Annotated in this window: 1 protein-coding gene and 1 pseudogene; one reads left to right on the top strand and one right to left on the bottom strand. The window is 66.3% G+C overall.

Annotated elements, in window-relative coordinates:
- Nucleotides 1-730, bottom strand: a 730-nt coding sequence (locus tag EOS_RS05475) for a LysR family transcriptional regulator (RefSeq protein ID WP_047845591.1), incomplete at its 3' end; no start/stop codon positions are given.
- A 133-nt stretch (nucleotides 731-863) separates the two neighbouring features.
- Between EOS_RS05475 and EOS_RS05470 the strand changes: the two are divergent.
- A pseudogene (locus tag EOS_RS05470) lies at nucleotides 864-1191 on the top strand (alpha/beta hydrolase); the annotation flags it as partial.

Below are 1191 nucleotides of genomic sequence, written 5' to 3'. Positions count from 1 at the left end.
CGCCCGAGGCGATCTCGGGCGCGAACGCCCAAACTGGGCCGTGGGCCAGGCCGAGATCGGCGAGCACTGCGGCGCGGATCTGTTCGGCGTCGGCGGTGCGGAAGTTCGCCCTTGGGTGATGCAGAATGGACCTCGACCCGTCGCGGAACTCCCACGGCAGCGGCTCGTGGTGCGGGGCGAAAATCAGGCAGGCGTGGGCGTCGAGGTCGGCGGGGGTCAGCGGAGCGCCGCGGACTGCTAGATAGGCCGGCGTGGCGATGCGGCGTACGATCATGCTCGAGTCGGCGAGCTCGCCGTTGCGGATCGCCAAGTCGACGCCTTCCTCGACCAGGTTGATGTTGCGCCCGGAGCCGGTGAGCTCGACGGAGATGTCCGGATAGCGAGCGAAAAACTCGGGGAGGCGCGGCACTATGTAGAGTCGCCCGAACACCGGGGCGACGGTCACCCGGATCAGGCCAGACGGCGCGGATTGGCCGCGGCCAACCAGGGACTCCGCCGCGTCGAATTCGTCGACCAGCCGCAAGGCGGATTCGTAGAACACATGGCCGGCGTCGGTGAGGGTCATGCTCCGCGAAGTGCGGCGCATCAGCTGCGCACCCAGGTGGGCTTCGAGGGCGGCGATCTGTTTGCTGACCGCCGACTGGCCGACCCCGACTTCCCGGGCAACCGCCGAGAAGCTGCCGCGTTCTACCACACGGACGAAGAGGCGCATCGCGTCGAGCCGGTCCATTGAAGATTCCCAATACTTCCTATTAGGAATGGATTGTATTCCGCAATCCAGACTTCCGCGCCAGATGGAAATGGATAATTCTGTCGTCCGACGAGGCCGGAGCTTTCCGGCCCCGAAACGAGAGGAAATTTCCATGACCACCACCAAGACGACCCCCGTTGAGACCCGGCACGCGCTGTCCGACGACGAGCGCCAAATCGAGCAAGCTGTGCTCGCCGAGATCCACCAATTGTTCTCGAACCCCACCGGCAATCAGCGCGAGACCTATGACGCGATGATCGCCAAGACGCCGATCGCCGATGGCGTCACCCTGGAAGCCATCGACCGCGACGGCGTCAGCGGCTGGTGGGTGCGGCCGACCAGCGCCGCGGCCGATCGGGCGATCCTCTTCCTGCACGGCGGCGCCTTCATGCTTGGCTCGGCCAAGGCCTATCGCGGCCTGGCGAGCCAGGTGGCGGTCC

This window comes from Caballeronia mineralivorans PML1(12), assembly GCF_001028175.1.
GTDB classification, from domain to species: domain Bacteria; phylum Pseudomonadota; class Gammaproteobacteria; order Burkholderiales; family Burkholderiaceae; genus Caballeronia; species Caballeronia mineralivorans.
Note: the sequence above shows the minus strand (reverse complement) of the source record. Positions and strands in the feature narration are given on the sequence as shown.